This window comes from Pseudomonas sp. FG29, from assembly GCF_057809355.1.
The window spans coordinates 1-20,556 of sequence record NZ_JBMDJU010000034.1; the positions used below are offsets into that span (position 1 = coordinate 1).

At 56.3% G+C, this 20,556-nt stretch carries 13 protein-coding genes, 1 tRNA gene and 2 pseudogenes; 1 reads left to right on the top strand and 15 read right to left on the bottom strand.

What is annotated here, in order from left to right; genetic code table 11:
* The 8 genes and pseudogenes from ACODS1_RS22235 to ACODS1_RS22270 all read right to left on the bottom strand — a co-directional run.
* Positions 1 to 98: pseudogene (locus tag ACODS1_RS22235) on the bottom strand (hypothetical protein); the annotation flags it as partial.
* Between the two features lie 9 nt (positions 99 to 107).
* Positions 108 to 7,058: pseudogene (locus ACODS1_RS22240) on the bottom strand (calcium-binding protein); the annotation flags it as partial.
* Positions 7,059 to 7,069: 11 nt separating this feature from the next.
* Entirely contained in the window at positions 7,070 to 7,825 is a 756-nt protein-coding gene (locus tag ACODS1_RS22245; RefSeq protein WP_489087364.1) for a hypothetical protein, read from the bottom strand.
* A gap of 18 nt (positions 7,826 to 7,843) precedes the next feature.
* On the bottom strand, positions 7,844 to 9,052 hold the full coding sequence (locus tag ACODS1_RS22250; protein ID WP_489087365.1) for a glycosyltransferase family 4 protein: 1,209 nt from the start codon (positions 9,050 to 9,052) through the stop codon (positions 7,844 to 7,846).
* Positions 9,049 to 10,242 (bottom strand): glycosyltransferase family protein, encoded by a 1,194-nt coding sequence (locus ACODS1_RS22255; protein WP_489087366.1) that lies wholly within the window; start codon positions 10,240 to 10,242, stop codon positions 9,049 to 9,051. Before ACODS1_RS22255 ends, ACODS1_RS22250 begins: the two co-directional genes overlap by 4 nt.
* Positions 10,243 to 10,274: 32 nt before the next feature.
* Positions 10,275 to 11,690 carry an HlyD family type I secretion periplasmic adaptor subunit gene (locus tag ACODS1_RS22260; protein ID WP_489087367.1) on the bottom strand — a complete coding sequence of 472 codons (1,416 nt, stop codon included), beginning with the start codon at positions 11,688 to 11,690 and terminating at the stop codon, positions 10,275 to 10,277.
* Positions 11,687 to 13,843: a type I secretion system permease/ATPase gene (locus ACODS1_RS22265; protein ID WP_489087368.1), complete on the bottom strand. Its 2,157-nt coding sequence runs from the start codon at positions 13,841 to 13,843 to the stop codon at positions 11,687 to 11,689. Before ACODS1_RS22265 ends, ACODS1_RS22260 begins: the two co-directional genes overlap by 4 nt.
* A 229-nt stretch (positions 13,844 to 14,072) precedes the next feature.
* Positions 14,073 to 14,309: a hypothetical protein gene (locus tag ACODS1_RS22270; RefSeq protein ID WP_023443519.1), complete on the bottom strand. Its 237-nt coding sequence runs from the start codon at positions 14,307 to 14,309 to the stop codon at positions 14,073 to 14,075.
* A 35-nt stretch (positions 14,310 to 14,344) separates the two neighbouring features.
* Here ACODS1_RS22270 and ACODS1_RS22275 point away from each other — a divergent pair, with 35 nt between their 5' ends.
* Positions 14,345 to 15,544, top strand: coding sequence for a tyrosine-type recombinase/integrase (locus tag ACODS1_RS22275; RefSeq protein ID WP_489087369.1), 1,200 nt, complete (start codon positions 14,345 to 14,347; stop codon positions 15,542 to 15,544).
* Positions 15,545 to 15,639: 95 nt separating this feature from the next.
* Here ACODS1_RS22275 and ACODS1_RS22280 read toward each other — a convergent pair.
* The 7 genes from ACODS1_RS22280 to rpmI form a co-directional block, all read right to left on the bottom strand.
* A tRNA-Pro gene (locus tag ACODS1_RS22280) sits at positions 15,640 to 15,716 on the bottom strand.
* A gap of 76 nt (positions 15,717 to 15,792) precedes the next feature.
* Positions 15,793 to 16,149, bottom strand: a complete 357-nt coding sequence (locus tag ACODS1_RS22285) for a MerR family transcriptional regulator (protein ID WP_160347875.1) — start codon at positions 16,147 to 16,149, stop codon at positions 15,793 to 15,795.
* On the bottom strand, positions 16,130 to 16,432 hold the full coding sequence (gene ihfA, locus ACODS1_RS22290) for an integration host factor subunit alpha (protein WP_003243414.1): 303 nt from the start codon (positions 16,430 to 16,432) through the stop codon (positions 16,130 to 16,132). Before ihfA ends, ACODS1_RS22285 begins: the two co-directional genes overlap by 20 nt.
* Before the next feature lie 3 nt (positions 16,433 to 16,435).
* Positions 16,436 to 18,814 (bottom strand): phenylalanine--tRNA ligase subunit beta, encoded by a 2,379-nt coding sequence (pheT, locus tag ACODS1_RS22295; RefSeq protein ID WP_489087370.1) that lies wholly within the window; start codon positions 18,812 to 18,814, stop codon positions 16,436 to 16,438.
* 44 nt (positions 18,815 to 18,858) lie between these two features.
* Positions 18,859 to 19,875: a phenylalanine--tRNA ligase subunit alpha gene (pheS, locus tag ACODS1_RS22300; protein ID WP_017363281.1), complete on the bottom strand. Its 1,017-nt coding sequence runs from the start codon at positions 19,873 to 19,875 to the stop codon at positions 18,859 to 18,861.
* 96 nt (positions 19,876 to 19,971) lie between these two features.
* Positions 19,972 to 20,328 (bottom strand): 50S ribosomal protein L20, encoded by a 357-nt coding sequence (gene rplT, locus ACODS1_RS22305; protein ID WP_003243409.1) that lies wholly within the window; start codon positions 20,326 to 20,328, stop codon positions 19,972 to 19,974.
* 29 nt (positions 20,329 to 20,357) lie between these two features.
* Positions 20,358 to 20,552 (bottom strand): 50S ribosomal protein L35, encoded by a 195-nt coding sequence (gene rpmI / locus ACODS1_RS22310; RefSeq protein ID WP_044401775.1) that lies wholly within the window; start codon positions 20,550 to 20,552, stop codon positions 20,358 to 20,360.
* Positions 20,553 to 20,556: the final 4 nt, after the last annotated feature.

Below are 20,556 nucleotides of genomic sequence, written 5' to 3' on the forward strand. Positions count from 1 at the left end.
TTCAGTTGGTCGTCGCCATCACCACCTTGCAGTTGATCGTTACCTGCACCACCGTCGAGCAAATCATTGCCAGAGCCACCGTCGAGTAAATCGTCCCCATCGTCGCCCCACAGCTGATCGTTTCTGGCACCGCCTGACAATTGATCGTTTCCACCTCCTCCCCATTGAATGTCCTGTCCAGAACTACCGACCAGATGATCGTCGCCATCAGTTCCGTAAAGTGGCCCGCCATTCTGAGTTGCTTCGATGCGATTGGGATTGATGATTAATGAGAAACTATGCTGTGCACTGGCACCAGCAGCGTCAGTGGCTGTAATGATCAAAGTCATTGAACGAACACCTGGCGTTACACCACTGAACTCACCCGTAACACTGTCCAGATGCAGCCACTCAGGTAGATCGCCGCCATCTGCCAGACGAGCGCTGTAGGTCAAATCGTCGCCATCGCTATCGAAGAAAGAACCGGCCGGTAAGCTGTAGCGCCATGCCTGACCGGATATAGCGGCCTGTTCGTCCAGCGAACCAATAGCTTGCGGGGCATTATTAGGCATTTCGAAAGCTGGCAGCTCGATACCCAGTGCACCGTTCGAGAATGACGAGATGACAACCTGACCGGCCTTCGGCACGCCGTCCTCATCTAGCAACCGTAGTGTCAACGTGCTCGTTGAAGGATCGAGGCTCAATAAGAAAGTGCCGTCGAGGGCATGCCATAGGTTTTCAGCTGTGGCACTCAACAACTCTCCCTCAATCGTGAGGCCATCAAGCGTTACGCTTCCGATGCCATCCACATCGAATATTCGCGTATCGCTACCCTCTATTCGATACGAGTCCAAAGCATAAACATCATTTCCCTCACCGCCTTCCAAGGTATCGTTGCCGGCGCTGCTATAAAGCCAATCATCGCCCACACCACCGCTCAGGTAATCATCGCCACTCCCTCCCCGAAGCGTATCGTCACCTTCCTCACCATAAAGCTGATTACTTCCCCCATAGTCGTACAAGGTGTCATGACCAGCCCCACCGTACAAAAAGTCATCCTGAAACGCCGCTCCCAGCAGATAATCATCTTCCTCCGTCCCTCTGGTGGTACGGAGGCGTATATCTATTTCAGTCGAGTCCCACACCGTACCGTCGGCAAAAAGAATTGTCCCTAGCGGTTTGTTCTCGAACAACGTCCAGTTGACAAACCGTATACTGTCGCCACTGTTGCCGACGAAATGGATCAGCAGATCACTCCCATCCAGATCAATGCGCACATCGTCGGGGCTGATCTGACTACCAAATTGCAAAGTATCCAGCCCTCGATAGTCAGGCTCACCTAGAATCTCCGGATTACGCCAAGGGCCAAACCGAGCAGCCATTAACTCCGTCACTTGCTCGTCCGGCATGCCAGCCCATAGTGCGTGCAATCGCCCACCGTAATAGACATCCAGCTCGGAATAGCTGTAGTCCTGGTATGACAGGCGACCTAACTCAAAAATGCGATCGTGGCCGTCACCTCGCTCGAACAGATACGTATCTGCGGACAGGCTGGCGAAAGTCTCGTCATCACCCTGCCCGCCACGATAAGTATTGCCCTCCCCGTAGTACTCATCCAGAGAGGCACCCAACCGATCATTACCGCCCCCGCCGATGAGCGTATCGGCACCCTTTCCACCGACCAGATAATCACGGTCATCGCCACCAATCAGGTAGTCGTCACCCTGCCCGCCATAGAGAGCGCCGCCCCCCGACAAGGTATCATTGCCGTCCCCACCGGAAAACGTACGCTCCCCCGTAGCAGCATCTCTTGAAAGCACCTGATCCGTCGTATAGGCGTCAGGCATCAGCGCCAGGCCCGCCTGGTCGATCAACTCCCCCAGGACTATGGTGGAGCCATCGGCAAACCGGATCTTGTCGACCCCGGTTCCCACTGGGTCATGGGCAAACGGCATCACCAAACGCACCACCTGCTCGCTACCCCAGGAGATGTCCAGGGTCGTCACGCCCATCACGGCACGAAGGCCGCCTTGATTGGCGCCATACAAAACCGCATCCTTGACGTAGACCTCAGACTGCGCCCATCCCCAAGCCAATTGCAGGTCAGCCTGCCCGATACCTTCGGGCAGAACCAGGACGTCATCCAGTTCCTCGTCAAGGGCCGAGCTGTAGGCATGTACCGCAGCCATGCCGTTGTCGCCCTGACCATATCCGGTGATCTGGACTGGCGGCCTGTCATCGCTGATAAAGTCGATACCATCTCCTTGCAAGATCAGGTAGGTATCCGCGCCCTGCCCACCCTCCAGCGTATCGTCGCCGGTGCCACCGATCAGCACATCGGCGTTTGCTGTCCCCCGAAGATGGTCATTACCAGCTCCGCCATCGAGGAATACACCCAAGTGATTAAACGCGCCATTATCAGATAGTGCTCCATGAATACTGTCGGCGCCACTACCACCATGGAAGATGCTGCCTTGGTAGACCATGATGTAACCACCATTGTCATCGCCATAGGCAACCTTCATTTTAGTGGTTTCGCTATTGGTATAAGTCTCATAAACCTTATTCACGCGAACAGCACCTGTACCAACATCTACCCCGGAACTGCTGGCGGGATTGTCAATCCAGCCGATTATCTGGCTGTTCTCGTAAATCTCACCAGTACCCGGACCAATAACTGGAAACAAACCACTGATGCCACCACTGTTATTGACCATTCTCAGAAATTGCTCTACAGAAATGAAATTCCCCCCACTGACCGAACCAACACTGCTGCCTATTGAACTGCCCCCCCCAACATGAAATTGCTCGGTACTTTCTACTCTATAAGAAGAGGAGGAGGACGAGGAATAAGAAGGCCGAACTGTGTACTGACCATATTCTTCAAGGAAGGTCAATCCATACGAATAATTGTATTCAGTACGCTTAGTTTGGCTATCATAGATCTTGCGTGAATGATATTGACCATCTTCCTGTAGATATGCGCCTTGTACCTGCATTCGCTTGTCGAAGTCAGCAATCACTTGCTGCTTGAACTGACGCTCGGCGACTGACAGGATTGTCGAGTTATCAGACGAGATTGCAGCCAGAAATGTATCCAGACTGCTCAGACCATCCACCGACTCGACTTGCCATTCCTGAGCCGAAGTAAAATACCCCTTGATGCGAACTCCATCGAGCGCCCCCTTGAATCCGATAAGAAGATCCTCACCTTCCTGACGTGTGACCAGATCGACTGGAATAACATCGTGAGCAATCTTCAGAATGGAAGATGCACCAGCAGAAACCTCGACAAGATCCTGTCCCATGCCCCACTCGAAGGCATAGGTATTGGTTCCAGCACCGCCGACCAGCGTGTCGTTGCCACTGCCGCCCGACAGGAAATCATCTCCCTCACCACCATCTAGCCAGTCATTACCGGAACCACCCAATAGGATGTCATTACCGACACCGCCGTACAGCTCATCATCGCCGTCACCACCACGCAGCGCATCGGCACCGCCTCCCCCCAGCAGCGTATCGTTACCGGCACCGCCATAGACACGGTCGTCTCCCCCCTGTGCGTCAATGAAGTCCCCGCCAGCACCGCCATGGATCTCATTCACGCCATCGCTACCATAGAGACGGTCACCATTGTCGCTAGCGAACAGCAGCGGAATGTCCACGCCCTGCAACACCTCAGCGAGCGACAGGGAAGAACCATCGTCGAACTCAAAATGATTGATCGTGCCCGATAGGCCATCCTCGATCATCACCCGGTCATCGCCATGGCTCACCTGCAGATAACGTGTCCCGGAGACCGAGGTAAAGGCCTGGAACTGCAACGATGAGCGCTCGATACCTGCAGAAAAAATCAACCTGTTGTTGCCACCCTCATCGATGATCAGATCATGACCATAGCCCACGCCAAACACGAACCGATCATCCCCGGAACCACCTCGCAGGGTATCGTTGCCACTACCGCCGTCGAGCAGGTTGCTACCCGAATCGCCCTGCAGATGGTCATTACCTGCGCCGCCAAGCAAAGTGTCGTTTCCGGCGCCACCAAACAGCCTATCGTGGCCTTCGCCACCGAGCAGGGTATCCTGGCCATCGCCGCCCAGCAGCACGTCATCATCCGCGCCACCATCGAGGTAGTCGTTGCCATTGCCACCGAGCAAGGTGTCGTTGCCAGCCTCGCCATATAGCCAGTCATTACCGGTAAACGAAGACACATCATCCGAATTAAGGTGATCCTCACCTGCCAGCCAATCATCACCGGCGCCACCCAGCAGAGTATCGTCACCTCCCATGCCAAACAGAGTGTCGTTATCTGCACCGCCATCAAGGTAGTCGTTACCGTGGTATTGCGCTGGCGTAGTACGGTCATCGCCAAACAACGTATCGTTACCCTCATCGCCGAACAGCCGGTCATGCCCACCGTTACCCTGGATCAGGTCGTTGCCCTCTCCACCAATCAGCAGATCGTTGCCATGCTTGTCGCCCGGCATGCGTGAACTTGGCATGGCCTCCGACTCGCCGTCGAAGCCATCGCCAATCAGCGTGTCGTTGCCGGTGCCGCCAACCAGCGTGTCATTACCCTCACCGCCGAGCAGGTAGTCGTGCCCAGCGTTACCTTCAAGGTAGTCATCGCCAGCATAACCACCGACGAAGTCATTCCCCTCCCCTGCAAACACCACATCATTCCAAGCCTGCGCCAACGGCGCATAGCCCGTGGTTCCCGAAACATAAGCGACTAGCTGCGTATCCTGACCGATTTCGACACTACGCAACTGTAGAAACAGATCCGGCATCAGATTGGACGTCACCCCATCGGCTACGATGATGTCATTGCCACCACCGCCTATGATAGTGTCCGAGCCCGCTCCGCCGAACAGTCCGTCCTGGCCATTGGAGCCCATCAACAGATCGTCTCCCGAGCCGCCATCGAGCCAGTCGCCCGTTATGCCCTTGTCTTCCACCAATGGGTTGGCCGGACCGAATTCGTCCACTTTGTAGCCATATATCCGGTCATTGCCGGCACCACCAAACACACGGTCGCTACCACCGGCACCAGTAATCAGGTCATTACCTGCCGTGCCATTCAACTGGTCATCGTTCCCAGTTCCGTTGATCGCGCCGCCAGCGGCAGCAGGTGCGGCCTCCTCAAATCGCAAGCCCAGCATTCCCGATTTGTAATCCTGAATCCGAATGCTGTCGCCCTGCCCGTACAACACCAGCATGTCGCTGCCGGAGAGCAGGAATTTGACCTTTCCATCCTTGCTATGCCAACTGTCGGTGCCCGGGGCCAAGCGTTGCGCCAAGGTGTAAGGCACCTCGTCGATCCACAGCGTGCCCAGTCCATCGGCATCGATCAGCGTGTCGTGGCCATCACCTGTGCTGAATTCATAGTGGTCGTTGTCGGCACCGCCGACTAAGGTGTCGTTGCCTTTGCCACCGATCAGGATGTCATTGCCGGTGCCGCCTTCGAGATAGTCGTTGCCGGCTTCGCCTTTGAGTTCATCGTTTCCGGCCCCGCCGTAGAGGCTGTCATTAGTTTCGCCGCCATTTAGCGCATCAGAATTTTCGCTGCCAAAAATGATTCGGCGAATTTTAGTCGTAATTTGCGTATTGGCATCAAGGTCATTTGGAAGTATCAGTATGGATTTTCCACTGGCCAAGTCATGATATTGGACTCCTTGATCATCCAAGGGGTTAATAACCTGCACTCCATCAGGCGCAGACTTATCTGCAAGATACCAATATAGAAAGCTGGCTCTGTCTCTAATCCAGCTCTCTGTAATATTGCCCAGCTGAGTTGTCGGGTCATAAACCGATAGTCGTTCCTCATACGAGGAGTAGTTTGCACCCACGAGTGCGTAGGGCGTAAGCTCCAACAGCCCCCTGCGCACAGCAATGCCGAGCGCGTCATTATTGAGCGCTGCGCTCTCAATTTGAGCTCTATCTATATCAACCAAGCTAAATAGTATATATTTTTCAGCATGATCCAGACTACTAGCCAGTGCAATTGACTTGTGAAACGAATCTCTGAGATCCCCAACGCGCGATGAGCCATAGCCGTCGTCAAGTAACTTCCCAATATCGTCAATATAACTTCTGGCATCTGCCTCTTCGGTAGCGGTTTCAGCGATACTTAGCAGTTGCTGAAGCGTCTCACCGTTACTGATGCCTGCTAACAAGTAACCGAGGATATATCCTCCAGTGCTAGAATACAAAAATGGATTATTATCTTCAGTATAAGGTACGGGCGACAATCCAATACCTGAGCTCTCGCTGTCAACCAGTTCGTCACCAGGCCTAAACAAAGCAACTACTTTTCCCTGGTCATCTTTGAAAATCTTAACTGTTTCCCCGCCTATAATTTTCTCTTCGTAACTACCACCATCTTCGGCAATCAACTCCGCTTGCCGATATGAAATCCCGAACTGAACACCTTTATTGGTGATCTCGTTATACAATGCTGACGGAACAACAGACAATGCATCAAAATCAAAATAACTTACTGCCACTTCAAGATCATTGTTCAAGAAGTAGTGTGCCGCTAGAAAAAATCGCCCTGGAAACAATGCCTGTAGCTGCGGATCTTCTTCACCCTTAACCCTCAGCCACGCTTGGTCAGCGGCTAAATAGGATCCCAACTCTGTTGGGGGCTCGTAGACCACATCGCCACTTTCGTTAACACTTTGTACGAAAGCCGACAACTCCATCGCCAAGATAGCCTGGGAGAACTGTATAATCGAGAGATCAGGATAAACATCTGGATACGCTATCTGCAGCTGTGCGTTTGCATTAATAGCTGGCCCTCCCAGTAGCGCACCACTTCCTGTAGATATCTGCGCAGTGTTTAAAAATGCCATGTTGCCTGTCTTCTCCGCCAATAACAGATAGGCAGCACCTCGATCCCCTTGCGCCATAAAGGATCTAACTTTATCAATATCCGCCTGAGAAATAGGAGTATAATTTTCAGGGTTATCATCAAGCCTATGAGGAGCCATTCGGTCAGGTAACGCCAATTCTGACATGAGTTCGATATAGCCGCTAATCATTTGGGGTATTGCAGAGCCAGGCACGACATACATGCTTAAATTCCTTACTTAGAGCCAGATATGAACGGACTCAGGAAACCTATAATCCTAGTATTTTGCTCAAACCAACTTCCATCTAGAAAATTTCTTAACCTGATACTGTAGCGAACCTCGGAATCTGTTGTCAGGAATGAGCGAACTTCACATGTAGCGATGCGCCTAACCTTGCTGCCTGGCATCGTCTGCCAACAAGTCACAGAGATACTCGGATCATTTTCCGGGACATAGATAACCTGCCGCTGATCACCACATCGAATAGCTAACAGTCCCTCATCTACCAATTTATTCATAAATTCTGCCTGATCACACAGGCGATCATCATATTTTTTATACCCTGAAACATCAGATCGGACAGTGGTATAATCAGCACGCAATAGCGTATTCAGATACTCAAGATACGCATCTAATCCGCGCCCCACATACCAAATCGTCACAGTCTGAACAGGAGTCCCCACGATATAATTGCTGTGAGCAACTTTGTTTTTTGGCTGCTCAAACACAGTAGAGATAATGCTGCCATCAACATATAGAGGCACGCCGACATAGTGGCTATAATTCTCCTCAGAAGGCCTTCCTACGAATTTCCCTGGCGCATTAAAATAAAAGGCAATTTTACTTGACAAAACCTTACATTTGCCAAATAAATTACGCTCACAGACATTTGATATATACTCCTTCGTGACGCCGACACTTCTATATTTCGGATATATCTGATCACACCCGCAAATAGCGAGCAGCACGCAAAACAAGCTCCATTTCATTTTTGATCCCGCATAAACTCAGGTTGCGTTTATTGGCATTATTGCCTTGATATAACTCTGACTGCCATGCTTAATGGCGTATTCCTGTGCCTTGCCCCATGCGCTACGCCTTAATTCATGAAACTTCCGTGGCTGTTCCAGTACATTTAACAATCGCTTGCTTATTCCTCCGATATCGAAGAAATCCACCAACAACCCGCTCTCGCCATCTCGAATCACTTCCCGCACGGGTGCCGTATCGGAAGCAATTACCAGGCAGCCGCAGGCCATCGCTTCAAGCAGCGACCAGGACAACACGAAGGGATAGCTCATATAGACGTGCACCGCCGACACCTGCAGTACCTTCTGGTAGGTGGCGTAGGACACATTGCCGAGAAAATGCACCCGACTCAGATCGACCGGATTCTCGCGCAGCAGCTTGGTACGCCAGTTGGGAGCATCCTTGGGTTTGCTGCCGTAGCTCACACCATCCCCTCCAACGATCACGACCTGGCAAGTGGGGTGCGCCGCCAACAGGCGCGGCAGAGCCCGGATGAATTGATGGAAGCCCCGATAAGGCTCCAGATTGCGCGCCACGTAGGTCACCACCGGGTCGCCGGCCTTCAGTTGCTGACCATTGGGTAACCTGAGCACGGCCTCAGGATCAGGGCCGAGATTTGCTGTATCGATACCTTCGTGAATCACCTTGATCTTGTCGTGGTAAGCGGCCGGATGCAGGCTGTGTTGCCAGCGAGTCGGGGTAATCGCTGCGTCGCAGTTTTCCAGATTGAGCAGGTGCAGCGCGTTGCGACTGTGGATGCTCGCGGCACCATTCAGGGTCAGCGGGAACTCAGGATCAAAGCCTGCATCCGCTCCATCGGTGCGGTAGTAGTACTCGCAGAAATGGATCAGCTTGCAATCGGGGAAAGCTTGCTTGGCATAAAGGGTTTCACCCCAGCCGGGATGCGCGACGATCACATCCGGGCGGTAACCCTTGGCCTTGAGATCGAGCAGCAGGCGAAGTACCTGCTGGCCATGCAACACACCCTCCTCGAAGGTGCGCGCATAGGGATGGGTCTCCTTGCTGGCCTGGCGGTGTGGGCGGTAGCGATACAGGTGTATGCCATATAGGCCTGGGGCGTGTTCACGGCCAATAGCGCGTACGTCCATTCCCGGCTGCCGGGCCAAATACGCAGCGATATGGAGGAACTGGCCAGGGAAGTTCTGGTGGATAAACAGGATATTCAATTCACCACCTGGACTTTGCTGGTTGCATCAGTCGATTCGAGCAGAGCGACCAGTCGTGCGATGACTTGCTGGTTCGTGGGCTGATTGCTAGCGAACTGCCGTGCCCTTCGATAGCAATCGTCGATTTTCTCGATGTCGAACCCGAAGACTTGTGATTCTCCCGGCCTGAACGGCATCACTGCCAGACGCTGTTCAACCGCAGCAAGAGCGGTTCTGAACTGCTCTACGTGAGTAGGAATCAGCAGCAATGGTTTGCCAGCTCGAAGACTGCGGGTCACGGTTCCAGTACCTCCGTGACACAATGTGAAGTCGCACTTCTCAAGTATCGAATCAAGCGCCAACGGTTCCGAACTCAGGTTGACCCTCCCCGTCTGCTGCAATCGCTGTGTCAACTCTTTTGGCCAAAGCGGTAGATAAGCAATCACACGAAAGCCCTTCGCAATGCACCACTCAAGGGCTGGAAGCGATTCTAGGCAGTTGGGCTTAAGGTAGGCGAATACCCTCTTCTCGCTACCTTCGGGCCATGCCAGACAAACGCCATGTGCGGGAGACTGCAGAGGCCCTATATGCCGTTCGGGCGAGTGGTAGCCAAAGTGATTGAGCTCTGGCCAGTTCAGCCAATAGGTCTCGTTATCGAACAGCTGAGCAAATCGCCGCAAGGGGGCCAAATCCAATCGTTTCAGAGCTTGATTGATGTGGCTAAGTACTCGGTTTTCTTTATCTAGTAACTGTCGGGCGTCTATTGAACGCCATTGCCGTAAAGGCGGCAGAGGCACAGAAAGCGGAGGACAAAAGAAACCATTGTCTAGGCTGATTGAGCGTATACCTAGCGTACTAGCCGCCAGACTTCCCGTAGGCGATGCCTCGGTCAGAACACAATCAGGATTCAGTAGCTGTAGCAGCGAACGCCAAGCCTGGATGAGCCCGGCAAGACCAGAAATGTGGCTATACCCTTGCCCCATAAGGATATCCGCATGGTTGAGGGGAGTTTCTTTCGCGCGAAAGCCTATTGATTGAGGAGCCTGGAACCAGGGAATACCCAATGGATATAAGTAGCTAAAGGCATGAGTCGTGTCCTTGATGATGGCAGTCACCCTGTGCCCATGTGCTTGCAAGGCCTGCCCAATGCTCGCCAACTGAGTTATATGCCCAAGATCAGCGCCAATTTCCCAACAGTACACAAAATGCATCGGGCCATTCCTTGGTAATTGGGAGCTATGTTTTAGCGCTCACTCAGGCTTTGGTCGACGTAGACCTTCAGTGGACTGAGGAAGTAATCGATCACCTTCCTCTTATCCGTCTTCACCTCGGCTCGTATCGCCATGCCCGGCGATAACGGCACCTGTTGATCGCCCACTACGATGTTGTTCTCCTTGAGCTGGATGCGTGTGCTGTACACCAGCCCCAGTTTTTCGTCTTCGATGGCGTCGTCGGAGATGCTCACCACCGTGCCATGCACCACGCCGTATTTGGTGAAGGTGAAGGTATCCACCTTGACCTCCACCTCCTGGCCTGGGCGGACGAAGCCGATGTCCTTGTTCTCCAGCATGGCTTCGACTTCCACCGGCTGATGGCTGGGGACGATGACCATCAAGGGTTGCGCCTCGGTCACCACACCGCCGGCGGTGTGGATGGCCAGTTGCTGGACGGTGCCGTCCACCGGCGCAGTGAGGTGCATCAGGCGGTTGCGTTGTTCGGCCTTGCTCAGTTCCTGCTGCAGGCTGGCGGCGCGTTGCTCGGCTTCGTGCAGCAGGTCGAGCATGGCCCGGCGGGTCTGCGCCAGTACACTCTGGCGGCGGCTTTCGGCTTGTTGCTTGGCTGCTTGTAGTTCCAGCACGCGGGCCTGCTGCACGGCCAGTTCGCGCTCCTGATCCAGGCGCTGCTGTTCCTTTTCCAGGTAGGCGTGCTTGGCGATGTAGGCCTTGTCCAGCAGGCGCTTGTAGTCCGCCGCCAACTGCTGGGCGATGGGCAGGGTTTCCTGCAGCTTGGCTACCCAGGCGCGTGCTGCCTGAATCTCCGCCGTGCGCTGGGCGATCTCGGCATCGCTTTGTTGCAGGGAACTTTGCAGTTCCAGATATTGGCCTCTCAGCCAGGTCTGGGCCGAGCGCTGTTGCGCTTCGCTAGCTTGTGCAATGCGTGTGGCCAGGGAGGCGGGTTCGCGGTTTTCTTCGATGGCGTCGAGTAAGGCACTGGCCCGCGCGCTGTCGATCTGCGCTGCGAGCAGGTCGCTCTGTAGGCGCTGGACATCCGCGCCAGTGATCTGGCTGTCCAGTTCGACCAGCAGTTCGCCGGCTTTGACGGTCTGCCCATCGTAGACATGGATGGCCTTGACCACGGCTACTTCGCTGGGCTGGATGACCTTGCTCTTGCCGCTGGGGACGATCTTGCCGGTGGCGGTGGCGACCACGTCGATTTCGCCGACACAGGCCCACAGCAGCGCCAGGGCGGCGAAGGCCATGATCGTCCACTGGATGATCCGGGGAGCTGGGTGCACCGGCGCTTCCTGCAAGGCCAGGGCGGCAGGCAGAAAGTGCACTTCGTGGTTCAGCCGTGGCGGCGCATCCATCGCTTTGCGGTTGCGCCAGGAGTGACGCCAGGCCTGGCGGTAGCGGTTGATCAGCTCACGCTTTGCACTCATGCCGCACCGCCTTGCTGCAAGCGATGCAGGCGCGAGTAGTGGCCGGCCTGGTGCGTGAGCAGTTCGGCATGCGTACCTTGCTCGACGATCTGCCCGCGATCCATGACCAGGATGCGGTTGGCGTCGCGCACGGCGCTCAGGCGGTGGGCAATGATGATCACTGTGCGCCCCTGGCAGATGCTCTGCATGTTCTGCTGGATGATGCGCTCGGACTCATAGTCCAAGGCACTGGTGGCTTCGTCGAAGATCAGGATGCGCGGGTTGCCGATCAGCGCGCGGGCGATGGCGACACGTTGGCGCTGCCCACCGGACAGCGAGGCGCCGTGCTCGCCCACCACGGTGTCGTAGCCTTCCGGCAGTTCCAGGATGAACTCGTGAGCACCGGCCATCTTCGCCGCCTGCATGACCTGTTCGATGGGCGCGCCTGGGTCGGTCAGGGCGATGTTCTCGCGGATGCTGCGGGCGAACAGCATATTGTCCTGCAGCACCACGCCGATCTGCCGGCGCAACGAGGAAACGTCAGCCAGCGCCAGATCCATGCCATCCACCAGCACCCGGCCGCGCTCAGGCGTGTAGAGGCGCTGCAATAGCCGGGTCAAGGTGCTTTTACCCGAACCGGAGCGGCCGACCACGCCGATCACTTCGCCAGGTTGGATCTGCAGGCTGATGCCACGCAGGATCTCCGAGCCGTCGGGACGGTAGCGGAAATGCACCTGATCGAATTCGATCTGCCCTTTGAGTGGTGGCAGGGCGCTGCGGGTGGCCTGGGATAGCTCGGTGCGGGTGTTGAGGATATCGCCCAGGCGCTGCACCGAGACGCCGGTCTGCTGGAAGTTAGTCCATAACTGGGCCAGGCGCATGATCGGCTGCGAGACCCGCCCGGCCAGCATATTGAAGGCAATCAACTGGCCCACGGTCAGGTCGCCGTCGATCACCAGGCGCGCTCCCAGCCAGAGTGTGGAGACAGTGACCAACTTACCGATGAAACCGACACTTTCATTGGCCAGCATCGACAGGTTCTGCGTCTTGAAACTGGCGGCCACATAGCCGGCCAACTGGTTATCCCACTTGCGATTGATCTGCGGCTCCACCGCCATCGCCTTGAGCGTATCGATGCCGTTGACCGTCTCCACCAGAAACGCCTGATTCTCCGCGCCACGGGAAAAACTCTCGTTCAGGCGAGCGCGCAGCACCGGCGTGATCAACAGGGATACCAGGAAGTACAGCGGCAGCGAGAGGATCACCACCAGTGTCAGCCAGCCGCTGTAGTAGAACATCACCGCGATGAACACCACGGAGAACAGCACGTCGAGAATCAGCGTGATGGCGTTGCCGGTGAGGAAGCTGCGGATGTTCTCCAACTCGCGCACCCTGGCCACCGAATCACCGACCCGTCGCGCCTGGAAGTAGGCCAGTGGCAGGGTCACCAGGTGACGGAACAGCTTCGAGCCCAGCTCGACGTCGATACGGCTGGCCGTGTGGGCGAACACATAGGTGCGCAAGCCCGACAGCAAGGTCTCGAAGATCATGATGCCGAGCAGACCGATGGCGATCACATCCAGCGTCGACAGGCCGCGGTGCACCAGCACCTTGTCCATCACCACCTGGAAGAACAGCGGCGTGAGCAGCGCAAAAATCTGCAGCACGAAGGACACCAGCAGCACTTCGCCGAGCAGCTTGCGGTATTTGACGATGGCCGGGATGAACCAGGTGAAGTCGAAACGCGACAGCTCGCCGGCCATGGAGGCTTCGGAGCGAATCAGGATCAGTTCGCCTGTCCAGCGTGCGTGCAATTGCTCCAGTGACAGGACTTCGGGGCGTTGCGCCTGTGGGTCATGGATCAGCGCCTGGCTTTTGCCTTCGTCGATGCGGGCGATGATGAAGAAGCGGCCATCGGAATCAGCCGCAATAGCAGGTAGCGGTACATGAGCGAGGCGTTCAAGAGCGCTGCGCGCAGACTTGGCCTTGAGGCCGAGCTTCTTCGCCGCCAGCAGCAGTTCGGCGCGGCCAAATGCGCGACCGTCTTCAGCGAACTCATGGGCGAGCTGCTCAGGCGAGGCGGCCACGCTATGAAAGCGGGCCAGCATGACCAGACAGGCGAGGCCAGTATCTAATTCGGCACCAGCTAAAGAGCCCTGACTATCGTCGGACATACTTTCTTCCCTGAAAACACCGCATGCTTAGCCCGAGTGTATATGGCTAAATGGTGGCTTAGAAAATATTAGTGCCTGCAGCCTGTCAACTGAAATCTAGCGAATCGTGAAGCAAATCTCGCCTGGAATCCCGCCCTAACCCCCTCCACCACGTTGTTCGCGCGGCAAGCAGCGGACAGCATCTGCAGCACGGATCAGGGCCGATAAGGAGGCGACATTCATGCCCGCATCATCTGAACAGATAGCCGCACGCTTGATCACCTGCCCACCCCGAATCCTGCGAGCCAGTGCGGCCCCCGCCTACCTCGGCATGTGCCGCACAGAATTCAACAAAACCGTCCGGCCTTACGTGCGGGAATTCCGCATTGGAGTGCAAGGCATCGGCTTTGATCGCCAAGAGCTGGATGCCTGGGCAGACGCCTACATCGACCGGGCCATCATTGAAAAGGAAGGTGCCAAGGGACATGATCACTCCCGCAGCGAGCGCCAAGGAGAAAAACCATGGCGCGAAAAACCATTAGCGGCCTCTACAAAAGGAACGGGATCTGGCACATCGACAAGGTCTTCAGAGGTCAGCGAATTCAGGAAAGCACTGGATCAAGCGATAGGAAGGAGGCAGAGCAGTACCTGATACACAAGCTGGAAAAGCTCCGGGAACAGAAGATCTACGGCGTCCGCAAGATCAGAACGTGGCGGGAAGCCGCTACGCGTTACCTGACCGAATTCAAGGATCAGCCGTCGATAGGCCTCACGGCCATCTATCTGGAGCAGTTGGACCCGTATATTGGCGACCAACCTCTGACTCATGTCGACGACGAGACTCTGGCTCCCTACATAAGGGATCGACTCAAGAGCACCAGAACCAGCGATGGTAAGTTGAAGCCTGGCGTCTCACACCGCACGGTGAACATCGCCCTGGAACGCGTCATACGCATCTTGAATCTATGCGCCCGAAAATGGCGTGATGAGCAGAAGCGTCCCTGGCTCGACGTAGTACCGATGATCACCAAGCTGGAAGAGAAGAAAACCAGACGCATGCCCTACCCGATGTCCTGGGAAGAGCAGTCGATTCTCTTCGCGGAATTGCCGGATCATTTGCGCCGCATGGCCCTGTACAAGGTCAACAGCGGCTCACGCGAGCAGGAGGTCGTGAAGCTTCGCTGGGATTGGGAGATACCGATTCCTGAGCTCAACACCAGCGTATTTCTCATACCGGCGGATTTTGGTGGCCGGCATGAGAGCTCCGGGGTCAAGAACGGCGACGAGCGCCTTGTTGTACTCAACAACGTAGCCAAGTCGGTCATCGAGGGACAGCGTGGGCTTGATCCGGTTTGGGTATTTCCTTACGGACAACCCGATCAAAACGGCAAGGCCACTCCCGTTCACCGGATGAACGATTCGGCATGGAAGAAAGCCAGGGTCAGAGCAGCGAAGAAGTTCCAGGAGCGTTTTATGCGCCCTGCTCCATCTGGATTTGCTTCGATCCGCGTTCACGACCTGAAGCACACCTTCGGCCGAAGACTTCGGGCTGCTGGGGTAACGGAGGAAGACAGGAAGGCTCTGCTGGGGCACAAGAACGGTAGCATCACCAGTCACTACTCAGCCGCCGAGTTGGGCAAACTGATCGATGAAGCCAACAGGATTTCGGCCACCGACTCGCGCGGTCCGGCCCTGACAATTTTGAGGAGAATGGCAGGATGAAAAAAAGTCCCGCAAAAGTCCCTACACTTCTACGCGTGAAGCGCCCATAAAAAAATCCAGTCACCGCTAAGTGACTGGATTTTCTAGGGATTTTTTGGTCGGGACGGAGTGATTCGAACACTCGACCCCTTGCACCCCATGCAAGTGCGCTACCGGGCTGCGCTACGCCCCGACGATGCTTCCGTATTACCGAAAGCGGGAGGAACTATACATTAAGCTTTTGAAATAAGGCAACTTTTTCTTCTGCCTTATTTACGTAGAACCTGCAAAACATCTTCAAGCTCAGCGATCATCTGCTTGATCAATTGACGATACTGGGTGGTATCGTCCTTGGCCTCGTCACCCGAAAGTCGCTGACGCGCGCCACCGATGGTGAAACCCTGATCGTACAGAAGTGCCCGGATTTGCCGAATCATCAGCACATCCTGACGCTGGTAGTAGCGACGGTTACCCCGCCGCTTCACCGGGTTCAACTGCGGGAATTCCTGTTCCCAGTAACGTAGAACGTGAGGCTTGACCGCGCAGAGCTCGCTCACTTCACCGATGGTGAAGTAACGCTTGCCGGGAATTGCCGGTAGTTCGTCGTTATGACTTGGTTCCAGCATAGGCCTCGACCCTGGCTTTCAATTTTTGCCCTGGACGAAAAGTGACCACACGGCGGGCCGTGATTGGAATCTCTTCCCCTGTTTTCGGGTTACGGCCGGGTCGCTGGCGCTTGTCGCGCAAGTCGAAGTTGCCGAACCCGGACAGCTTGACCTGTTCGTTCAGCTCAAGAGCCTGGCGGATCTCTTCAAAAAACAGCTCCACCAGCTCCTTGGCTTCCCGTTTGTTCAGGCCGAGCTCTTCATACAGACGTTCCGCCATTTCAGCTTTCGTCAGAGCCCCCATACGCTACTTCCTTAACGTGGCGTTGAACCTTTGTTCGAGGCAGGTGAGGATATTTTGCGTGGTAGTACTCACCTCATCGTCGTTAAGAGTGCGCGATGGATGTTGCCAGGTCAAGCCGACGGCAAGGCTTTTTCTAAGCGGATCAATGCCTTTACCGTGATAGACGTCAAATAGCTTGAGGTCTGTCAGCCATTCACCTGCAGTTTCTCGGATCGCCGCCAGCACAGCCTCAGCCGGTTGTTCGCGGTCGACCAGCAGCGCCAGGTCGCGGCGCACTTCAGGGAAGCGCGACAACTCGCTGAACGCCGGCATACGACCGGCAGCAACTTCCGCAAGCACCAGTTCGAAGAGGAATACCGGCTGATCGAGGCCCAGTGTCTTGGCCAACTCAGGATGCAGAGCCCCCATGAAGCCAACCAGGCGTCCTTCCCGTTCGATGCGAGCAGTCTGCCCTGGATGCAGAGCCGGATGCTCGCCCGGCACGAAGCCGAAGGCATCGGCCGCGCCGGCATACCCCAGCAGCGCTTCGACGTCGGCCTTGAGGTCATAGAAGTCGATACTCTCGCGACTGTTGGCCCAGCCTTCAGGTAGACGGCTGCCGGTGATCACACCAGCGAGCATGGCTTCCTGCTGCAGGCTTTCCAGTTGCCCGACGAAACGCAGACCGCTCTCGAACAGGCGCACGCGCGACTGCTGACGGTTGAGGTTGTGCTGTAGCGCCTTGACCAGGCCGGGCCACAGCGAAGAACGCATGGCAGCCATGTCGGCGGAAATCGGGTTGGCCAGTTGCAACGGCTCGACGCCCGGCGTGAACAGCTCGAACAGCTTGGGATCGATGAAGCTATAGGTGATCGCTTCCTGATAGCCACGAGCAACAAGCAGGCGGCGCAACGCAGGCAGCTCGGCACGCGCCTCAGCCTTGGTCTGCGGCGCGAGACGAGCCTGCGGGTAACGCACCGGCAAGCGGTTGTAGCCATACAGGCGGCCCAGCTCTTCGATCAGATCAACTTCCAGGCTGATATCGAAACGATGACTCGGCACGCTGACCAGCCACTGGCCGGAGCCCTGAGCGCTGACACCCAGACCCAACGCAGTGAGTAGGCGCTCGACTTCAGCGTTGTCCATGTCCATGCCCAGCATCTGGCTGATACGCTCGGCGCGCAAGGTGATCGGCGCCACGCTCGGCAGATCGGCCTCGCTGCTGACTTCGATGACCGGACCGGCTTCACCGCCAACGATCTCCAGCAGCAGAGCGGTCGCGCGCTCCATCGCCTGGCGCGCCAGCCGCGAATCCACTCCTCGCTCGAAGCGGTGCGAGGAGTCGGTGTGCAGGCCATAGGAGCGAGCCTTGCCGGCAACAGCAATGTTGTCGAAGAAAGCGCTTTCCAGGAACAGGTCGCGGGTCTTGTCGCTCACGCCGCTGTGCTCACCGCCCATCACGCCAGCGATGGCCAGAGCACGACCGTGATCGGCGATCACCAGCGTATCGGCACGCAGGGTGACCTCCTGACCGTCGAGCAGCACCAGCTTTTCGCCCTCTTCAGCCATACGCACACGGATGCCGCCATTGATCTCGGCAAGATCGAACGCGTGCAGGGGCTGGCCCAGCTCGAGCATCACATAGTTGGTGATGTCCACAGCCGCATCGATACTGCGGATATCGGAACGACGCAGGCGCTCGACCATCCATAGCGGGGTCGGACGAGACAGGTCAACGTTACGTACAACGCGGCCCAGGTAACGCGGGCAAGCCTTGGGCGCCAGCACCTCGACCGGACGCACTTCGTCATGCACAGGCGCAACGGCGTCGATAGCGACTGGAGAAACGGAAGCGCTGTACATGGCGCCGACTTCCCGAGCCAGGCCGGCGAGCGAGAGGCAGTCACCACGGTTAGGGGTCAGGCCGATCTCGATGCTGGCATCATCCAGACTCAGGTAGGTACGGATGTCCTGGCCTACCGGGGCGTCTACCGCCAGCTCCATCAGGCCGCTGTTGTCTTCGCTGATCTGCAGCTCGGAAGCCGAGCACAGCATGCCCTGGGATTCCACGCCGCGCAGCTTGGCCTTCTTGATCTTGAAGTCGCCCGGCAGTTCGGCACCGATCATGGCGAACGGAATCTTGATGCCAGCGCGAGCATTGGGCGCGCCGCAAACGACCTGGAAGGTCTCGGCGCCATTGCTCACCTGGCAGACGCGCAGCTTGTCGGCGTCCGGATGTTGCTCGGCACTGAGGATCTCACCGACCACCACACCACTGAAGGCGCCGGCAACCGGCTGTACGGCATCGACCTCAAGGCCGACCATGGACAGGCGCGCGACCAGATCCTCGCGGGATACGTCGGGGTTTACCCAGCTGCGCAGCCACTGTTCACTGAATTTCATGTTGTCTGTTCTCCTTAAACGAATTCGATCACGAGGGGCGGTTACTAGCGAAATTGCGCCAGGAACCGCAGGTCGTTATCGAAGAACAGGCGCAAGTCATTGACGCCATAACGCAGCATGGCAAGGCGCTCGACCCCCATACCGAAGGCGAAACCGGAGTATTTCTCCGGATCGATGCCACTCATGCGCAGCACGTTCGGATGCACCATTCCGCAGCCCATCACCTCCAGCCAGCCAGTCTGCTTGCACACGCGGCAGCCCTTGCCGGAGCACATCACACACTGCATATCGACTTCAGCCGAGGGCTCGGTGAAGGGAAAGAAGGATGGACGGAAACGCACACCCAGCGGTTTCTCGAAGAACACGCGAAGGAACTCTTCGATGGTGCCCTTGAGGTCAGCGAAACTGATGTCCTCATCGACCAACAGACCTTCGACCTGATGAAACATCGGCGAGTGGGTGATATCGGAGTCGCAGCGATAGACACGGCCAGGGCAGACGATGCGGATCGGCGGCTGTTGTGATTCCATGGTGCGCACCTGCACCGGCGAGGTGTGGGTGCGCAGCAACATGTTCGCATTGAAATAGAAGGTGTCATGCATCGCCCGCGCCGGGTGGTGGCCGGGGATATTGAGCGCTTCGAAGTTATGGTAGTCGTCTTCGACTTCCGGACCTTCGGCAACGCTGAAACCGATATGGGTGAAAAATTGTTCGACACGCTCGAGCGTGCGGGTCACCGGGTGCAGACCACCAGAGGTCTGGCCGCGCCCCGGCAGGGTCACATCGATACGCTCGGAGGCCAGCTTCTCGGCGAGCAAGGCTTGCTCAAGCACGGATTTGCGGGCGTTGAGGGCATCTTGCACCTGATTCTTGGCGGCGTTGATCAACGCACCGGCTTGCGGACGCTCCTCAGCCGACAGCTTGCCCAGAGTCTGCATCAGGGCGGTCAGTTCGCCCTTCTTGCCGAGGTACTGAACCCGGAGCTGTTCCAGGGCATTGATATCTTCGCTTTGTTGCACGGCCTCGAGCGCTTGGGAGACCAATGCATCCAGATTTTCCATTTACAGACTCCAGATACGAAATAGGGGAAGAGCTGTTAAGGCTCTTCCCCTATCTTTGACGTTGCCACCGGGCGAACCCGGTGATTGTCGGGGGACTTAAGCCAGAACGGCCTTGGCCTTCTCGACAATCGCAGCAAACGCCGCTTTTTCGTTCACAGCCAGATCAGCCAGAACCTTACGGTCGATCTCGATCGAGGCCTTTTTCAGACCAGCGATCAGACGGCTGTAGGACAGGCCGTTGACGCGAGCGCCAGCGTTGATACGAGCGATCCACAGAGCGCGGAACTGACGCTTGCGCTGACGACGGTCACGGTAGGCATATTGGCCAGCCTTGATCACCGCCTGCTTGGCGACGCGGAACACGCGCGAACGTGCGCCGTAGTAGCCCTTGGCGAGCTTCAGAATTTTCTTGTGACGAGCACGGGCGATGACGCCACGCTTAACACGAGCCATGAGTATTAACCTCTAAGTATCTTGACCGATTAACGAACGCGCAGCATGCGCTCGACTTTTGCCTTGTCCGACGGATGCATCAGCTCGCTACCGCGCAGTTGACGCTTACGCTTGGTGGACATCTTGGTCAGGATGTGGCTCTTGAAAGCGTGCTTGTGCTTATAGCCCGAAGCAGTCTTCAGGAAGCGCTTTGCAGCACCGCTCTTGGTTTTCATTTTTGGCATGTTT

Excerpts from the sequence above, each read along its gene's own strand:
- rpmI (WP_044401775.1), bottom strand. The coding sequence starts at position 20,552 with ATGCCAAAAATGAAAACCAAGAGCGGTGCTGCAAAGCGCTTCCTGAAG.
- ACODS1_RS22275 (WP_489087369.1), top strand. The coding sequence starts at position 14,345 with ATGGCGCGAAAAACCATTAGCGGCCTCTACAAAAGGAACGGGATCTGG.
- ACODS1_RS22270 (WP_023443519.1), bottom strand. The coding sequence starts at position 14,309 with ATGTCCCTTGGCACCTTCCTTTTCAATGATGGCCCGGTCGATGTAGGC.
- pheS (WP_017363281.1), bottom strand. The coding sequence starts at position 19,875 with ATGGAAAATCTGGATGCATTGGTCTCCCAAGCGCTCGAGGCCGTGCAA.
- ACODS1_RS22265 (WP_489087368.1), bottom strand. The coding sequence starts at position 13,843 with ATGTCCGACGATAGTCAGGGCTCTTTAGCTGGTGCCGAATTAGATACT.
- ihfA (WP_003243414.1), bottom strand. The coding sequence starts at position 16,432 with ATGGGGGCTCTGACGAAAGCTGAAATGGCGGAACGTCTGTATGAAGAG.
- ACODS1_RS22245 (WP_489087364.1), bottom strand. The coding sequence starts at position 7,825 with ATGAAATGGAGCTTGTTTTGCGTGCTGCTCGCTATTTGCGGGTGTGAT.
- ACODS1_RS22255 (WP_489087366.1), bottom strand. The coding sequence starts at position 10,242 with ATGCATTTTGTGTACTGTTGGGAAATTGGCGCTGATCTTGGGCATATA.
- rplT (WP_003243409.1), bottom strand. The coding sequence starts at position 20,328 with ATGGCTCGTGTTAAGCGTGGCGTCATCGCCCGTGCTCGTCACAAGAAA.
- pheT (WP_489087370.1), bottom strand. The coding sequence starts at position 18,814 with ATGAAATTCAGTGAACAGTGGCTGCGCAGCTGGGTAAACCCCGACGTA.
- ACODS1_RS22260 (WP_489087367.1), bottom strand. The coding sequence starts at position 11,690 with ATGAGTGCAAAGCGTGAGCTGATCAACCGCTACCGCCAGGCCTGGCGT.
- ACODS1_RS22285 (WP_160347875.1), bottom strand. The coding sequence starts at position 16,149 with ATGCTGGAACCAAGTCATAACGACGAACTACCGGCAATTCCCGGCAAG.